The organism is Allosphingosinicella sp. (assembly GCF_036387215.1).
Lineage (GTDB): Bacteria > Pseudomonadota > Alphaproteobacteria > Sphingomonadales > Sphingomonadaceae > Allosphingosinicella.
This window is the reverse complement of sequence record NZ_DASVUE010000001.1, coordinates 1-4,522: the sequence shown is the minus strand read 5'-3', so window position 1 is coordinate 4,522 and position 4,522 is coordinate 1. Positions and strand designations below refer to the sequence as shown.

6 protein-coding genes are annotated in these 4,522 nt (G+C 65.1%); 3 read left to right on the top strand and 3 right to left on the bottom strand.

Features of this window, described 5'->3' with window-relative positions:
* The 3 genes from VF662_RS00030 to VF662_RS00020 all read right to left on the bottom strand — a co-directional run.
* Positions 1 to 711 (bottom strand): alpha/beta fold hydrolase (locus VF662_RS00030; protein ID WP_464136198.1); only part of this gene is annotated, 711 nt, incomplete at its 3' end.
* Between the two features lie 12 nt (positions 712 to 723).
* Positions 724 to 915 (bottom strand): helix-turn-helix transcriptional regulator, encoded by a 192-nt coding sequence (locus VF662_RS00025; RefSeq protein WP_464136197.1) that lies wholly within the window; start codon positions 913 to 915, stop codon positions 724 to 726.
* On the bottom strand, positions 912 to 1,328 hold the full coding sequence (locus tag VF662_RS00020) for a hypothetical protein (RefSeq protein ID WP_464136195.1): 417 nt from the start codon (positions 1,326 to 1,328) through the stop codon (positions 912 to 914). Before VF662_RS00020 ends, VF662_RS00025 begins: the two co-directional genes overlap by 4 nt.
* 159 nt (positions 1,329 to 1,487) lie before the next feature.
* On the opposite strand from VF662_RS00020, the gene thrS reads away from it, so the two are divergent.
* From thrS to VF662_RS00005, 3 genes are all read left to right on the top strand, one after another.
* Positions 1,488 to 3,479, top strand: coding sequence for a threonine--tRNA ligase (gene thrS / locus VF662_RS00015; RefSeq protein WP_464136193.1), 1,992 nt, complete (start codon positions 1,488 to 1,490; stop codon positions 3,477 to 3,479).
* Between the two features lie 120 nt (positions 3,480 to 3,599).
* Entirely contained in the window at positions 3,600 to 4,130 is a 531-nt protein-coding gene (gene infC / locus VF662_RS00010; protein WP_464136190.1) for a translation initiation factor IF-3, read from the top strand.
* Positions 4,131 to 4,329: 199 nt separating this feature from the next.
* The coding region (locus VF662_RS00005) for a hypothetical protein (protein ID WP_464136187.1) at positions 4,330 to 4,522 on the top strand (193 nt) is incomplete at its 3' end.

Genomic DNA, 4,522 nt, shown 5'->3' with positions numbered 1-4,522 from the left:
GACGCGGATCGCCGGGAGCGAGGGGCGCATGTCGGTGATCATGTCCTCGTAAACCGCCCGGCTCGCCACGCCGCGATCCGAGGCGAGCGCGGCCGCCACCAGCGCCGGGCGCGCCTTATCGTTCCTGACGAGCATCGCCATGGTCCGGCCGAGCTGCGCTTCGTACGCCTCCTTCGGCATGCGGGCGAGAGCGTCGCGCATCTGCGCCGCCTGCGGCTTCACACTTTCAGCGGTGACGCCCGGGCCCATCAGCATGCTGTAGAATGGGAGCGCATCGACGACGAGCAGCTTCCCAACGCTTTGCGGGTGCTTGGCGGCAAGCATCAGCCCGAGCAGACCGCCCATCGAGTGGCCGACCACCGCCGGCCGCTTCAGGTTTCGGGCGGCGATATAGGCGTTCAGCTGCTCGACGATCGGGGCAAGCAGCTCGCCTTCCGCATTTGGGCCGGCGGGCTCGCCCGCAAAACCGGCGATCTGGATCCGGTGGACGCGATATTTGCCGCCGAGGCCCGCCACCGCCTGATCCCACACGGCGCGGGAGGAGGTGAGGCCGGGGATCAGGATCACGTCCGCACCCCTGCCCTCGACGGTGACGGAGAAGCGGGTCGGCGCGGGCGCCGCCGCAGCCGTTGCGGGACCCGTGTTCAGGGTCGTGGCGGCGCAGGCCGCCATCAGCAACATGGCTGCACGGCACATCAATCTGGTCATCATGGCGTCAGTCCTTCAATCCTGGAGAAAAATAGCTTCGACCGGGAGGTCGAACAGCTTCGCGATGCGGAAAGCGAGCGGGAGGCTGGGGTCGTATTTGCCGGTCTCGATCGCGTTGACGCTCTGGCGGGAGACCTCGAGCCGCTCGGCGAGGTCCCCCTGGCTCCAGCTGCGCTCGGCCCGGAGCACCTTGAGGCGGTTCTTCACGCCTCGGCCCCGCGGCGCTCGATCAAGGCGTTGACGCAGCCCCCCACACCGAGGCCGCCGAACCAGAGCACTGCGGCCCAATAGGCCTCGGCATGCGGAAGCAGGCCGAAGCTCTCGACGAACCCCCAGATCGTCGCGACGCTAAGCATGAATGCGGTCGCGATCAGCGTCTGGCGGACCATCAGCATGCGCAGATATTCGTCCTTGAGCTCGACCAGCAGGCGGCCGATCACGAAGAAAACGCCGATGATCGGGAGCGCCGGTATAACGGCCGCAGCATAAGCGGTAGCGCCGCTCGGGGGCCCATTTTCGAAGAAGGCGTTCACCCCGAACAGCGCCAGCACGTAGCCGATCATCAACAAGGTCACGGAAAGGGTGTAGCGGCGCATCGCCGGGTTCTGACGGTTCAACATTGACAAGGGTCCTATTCAATCTGTCAATGATCCTTTACAACTCTCCCACAGCTCTTGTCAAGCTCGCTTTACAGCTTCGGCACCTTCCCCTTTCTTGACAGCGCCAAGTGCCCATCTATGGCAAATCCCCTTCAAAGATCCCCGTGGAGCCCGCACCCGATGTCCGAGATGTTTTCGATCAAGCTGCCCGATGGATCGGTGCGCGAGGTCGAGGCCGGGACTACGCCCGCGGACGTCGCCGCGGCGATCGGGCCGGGGCTCGCCAAGGCGGCGCTTGCGGCGCGCGTCAACGGGGAGGTGCGCGATCTCGCCCGGCCGTTCGAGGAGGATTCAGAGCTTGCGCTGATCACCGCGCGGGACGAGGCCGACGCGCTCGAGCTGGTGCGGCACGATTATGCGCATGTGCTCGCCGAAGCGGTGCAGAACCTGTTCCCCGGCACTCAGATCACGTTCGGACCGGCAACCGAGGACGGCTTCTATTACGATTTCGCGCCAAAGGAGCGGCCGTTCACCGAGGAGGATCTCCCGGCGATCGAGGAGGAGATGCGCCGAGTCATCGCCAAGGACGCACCGCTGGTGCGCGAGGTCTGGACGCGCGACCAAGTACGCGACTTCTTCGAGAAGACGGGCGAGAGCTTCAAGGCCGAGTGGGTGATGGAGCTGCCTGCCAACGAGACGATCACCATGTACCGCTCGGGCGACTGGGTGGACCTCTGCCGAGGACCCCATCTCGCCTCGACGGGCAAACTCGATCCGCAGGCGTTCAAGCTGACGCGCGTCTCCGGCGCCTATTGGCGCGGCGACCAGAAGAACGCGATGCTGAGCCGCATCTACGGCACCGGCTGGCTCAACCGGAAGCAGCTCGACGCGCATTTGGCGCGGCTCGAAGAGGCGGCCAAGCGGGACCATCGCCGGATCGCTCAGGAGATGGACCTCTTCCACCTTCAGCAGGAAGCGCACGGCTCGGTCTTCTGGCATCCGAAGGGCTGGGTCATCTGGCGCCAGCTCGAAGCCTATATGCGCCGCCGCCTCGACGGTGCGGGCTATCGGGAAATCAAGACGCCCCAGCTCATCGACAACAAGCTTTGGGTCGCCTCCGGCCACTGGGGCAAGTTCCGCGAGAACATGTTCGTGGTTCCGGACGAGGTGCCGTCGACGGAGGAAGGCAAGCCCGTCCTCTCCGGCACCGGCGACCTGATGGCGCTGAAGCCGATGAACTGCCCCGCGCACGTCCAGGTGTTCAGGCAGGGCATCACCTCCTACCGCGATCTGCCGCTTCGGCTTGCGGAGTTCGGCACCTGCCACCGCAACGAGCCGCACGGCGCGCTGCACGGCATCATGCGGGTGCGCCAGTTCACCCAGGACGATGCCCACATCTTCTGCACGCACGACCAGCTGGTGGAGGAGACGGTGGCGTTCTGCGCGCTTCTCGACGCCGTTTACCGCGACCTCGGCTTTGCCGACTATCAGGTGAAGCTCGCGACGCGGCCGGAGCAGCGGGTCGGATCCGAAGAAAGCTGGGATCGGGCGGAAGCGGATCTCGAGACGGCGCTCAAGGCCACCGGCCTCGCCTACGAAATTCTGCCGGGTGAGGGCGCGTTCTATGGACCGAAGCTCGAATTCCACCTGAAGGACGCGATCGGGCGCACCTGGCAGTGCGGAACGCTCCAGCTCGATCCCCAGATGCCGGAGCGGCTTGAAGCGACCTATGTCGGAGAAGACGGGAGCAAGCATCATCCGCTGATGCTCCACCGCGCGATCCTCGGCACGTTCGAGCGATTTATCGGCATCTTGATCGAGCACCATGCCGGCCGCTTTCCGCTCTGGCTCGCGCCGGTGCAGGCGGTGGTCGCGACGATCGTGTCGGACGCGGACCCCTACGCGGACGAAGTGGCGGAGACGCTGCGCGCCGCCGGTCTTCGCGTCGAGACCGACGTCCGCAACGAGAAGATCAACTACAAGGTGCGCGAGCACAGCCTCGCCAAGGTTCCGAACCTGCTCGTCGTCGGCCGCCGAGAGGCGGAGGAGCGCACGGTCGCGCTTCGCCCGCTCGGAAGCGATGCGCGGCAGGAAGTGCTTGCGCTGGACGAAGTGGCCGAGCGGCTCCGGACGGATGCCTTGCCGCCGGATCTTCGGGCCACTCGCGGCTGATCCGCAACAGAGCGGCACAAAAGCAACGCTCTGAAGCCGCCCCGCCTTCCAATTCGCCCCCTTCTTCACTAGGTGGGGGCGGATCGATCCAGTTCAGGAGAAGCCAACATACGTCCCCCTATGATCCGGCGCCCGGTTGCGCCGCCGATGAACGGCCCCCGCTTCAACGAATTCATCTCCGTGCCCAAGGTACGGGTGATCGACGAGAACGGCGAGAATCTCGGCGTGATGTTCACGCGCGAGGCGATCGAGCAGGCAGCGGAAGTGGGGCTGGACCTGGTTGAAGTCTCTCCGAATGCGGACCCGCCCGTCTGCAAGTTCCTGGACGTCGGCAAGTTCAAGTACGAGGCCCAGAAGAAGGCCAATCTCGCCCGCAAATCGCAGAAGACGCAGGAGATCAAGGAGATCAAGATGCGTCCGAACATCGACGATCACGATTACGAGACGAAGATGAAGGCGATCCAGAAGTTCCTGGGCGAAGGCGACAAGGTGAAGGTGACGCTCCGCTTCCGCGGACGCGAGCTCGCTCACGGCCAACTCGGGATGCAGCTGCTCCAGCGCGTGCGGGCAGACACCAACGAGGCGGCCAAGGTGGAGCAGCATCCGCGCATGGAAGGCCGGCAGATGCTGATGGTGATCGCGCCCAAATAAGGCGAAGGCGGCAGCCTTTCCGTAAACGTAAGCTTTCCGTAGCGGCAGGCCGGATTACCCGTTTCACTCTGCAACGATCTTGTTGCACAAATGCAATGACTTTGCCGGGAGCGGCGGGAAACCGCCGTTTTCCGCTGGCAGCCGCCGTGGCTTTTCAGTAGCTCTATCCCAAACAAGAAAATATCTTTGGGAGGGGATTATGAGGAAGTCGTTCTGGCTGATGTCCGCGGGCATCATGGCGGTTGCCGCTCCGGCTTATGCGCAGGAGACCGGGCACGCCAACGCGACCGGCAGCGGGCAGACCGGACAGGTATCGGCCGAGGACCGTGCCGTGGCCGCGTCCGAGCAGGCGCCGCAGACCGCGTCCGGGCCCGAGCAGGGCGAGATCATCG